Source organism: Vibrio sp. Vb1755 (genome assembly GCF_033338635.1).
GTDB classification, from domain to species: Bacteria; Pseudomonadota; Gammaproteobacteria; order Enterobacterales; family Vibrionaceae; genus Vibrio; species Vibrio alginolyticus.
In genome coordinates, this window is sequence record NZ_JAWOTA010000324.1 from 1 (window position 1) to 1,078 (window position 1,078).

The 1,078-nt window shown below is 45.4% G+C and carries 2 pseudogenes; one reads left to right on the plus strand and one right to left on the minus strand.

The features are described from left to right. A pseudogene (locus R7E00_RS24875) lies at positions 1-626 on the plus strand (gfo/Idh/MocA family oxidoreductase); the annotation flags it as partial. A 73-nt stretch (positions 627-699) separates the two neighbouring features. Here the strand turns inward: R7E00_RS24875 and R7E00_RS24880 are convergent. Next, a pseudogene (locus tag R7E00_RS24880) lies at positions 700-1,078 on the minus strand (MATE family efflux transporter); the annotation flags it as partial.

Here is a 1,078-nt window from a genome sequence, read left to right on the forward strand (position 1 = left end):
TTGAAGCGTTTATGTCGCCTTACACACCAAACTTCCAAGTATTGAAAGAGAGCTTACCGTCTATCGCTCCGTTACGACATGCGACGATTAGCTATTGCCAGTATTCATCGAGATACCAAAAATACCTAAATGGAGAAAATCCAAACACATTCAATCCTGCGTTTTCCAATGGCTCCATCATGGACATCGGTTATTACTGCGTGGGTTCTGCGATTGAGTTGTTTGGTGAGCCGAACTCTGTTCAAGCCAGTGCACATGTGCTTCCATCAGGCGTTGACGGATGCGGCAGCGTAACGCTGGCGTATGATGGCTTTAACGTAAATCTTCTGCATTCGAAAGTCAGTGATTCTCTTATCCCAAGCGAGTTTCAAGGTGAGCAAGGCAGTGTGTTGGTCGATATGATCGCCACAGGCCGTGGTGTAGAGCGTATTCTTCGTGGTGAAGAAAAAGAGACCCTAACTTTGCCTCAAACCGAGAATCATATGTTCTACGAAGCAGAAGCATTTGCGAAGCAGTTAAAGCTTGGTGTGATTGATGAACAAATGAAACAACGTTCGTTGACCGTTGCAAAAGTATTGACTGAAGTACGCAAACAGACTGGCGTAGTATTCCCTGCTGACCAGTAAACTTGTGCATGGTATAGCCAAAAGCTGATAGTAAGAAGCCCTCAGTTGAGGGCTTCTTTGTTAATACTAAAACTTAGGCTGTAGCTTGCTTTATCGCAAGTTTGTGTATGGTTTTACGGTAAGTAAGGTAAGCAGAAATACCCGCCATAATATTACCCGCACACGCACCAAACAGCAGACCTCTGATACCGCCCAGTTGCGCACCCAGCCATAGGCAAGGTAGGAAGAAAACAAACAAGCGTAATGCCGAAATGGTTAATGCTGTGTACGATTTCCCTAGCGCATTGCAAATCGACACCATCAGCATACAAACGCCAAGAGAGCCCAAACTTATCGGCACAATCATTAGATGCATGTGGAGCACTTGTTCTACTTGGGTATCACTTGTCATTAACAACGCGAGCGGCTTTGCAAGCAAGAAGGTAATCGCCGCAATCAAAAACTGGAAGCCA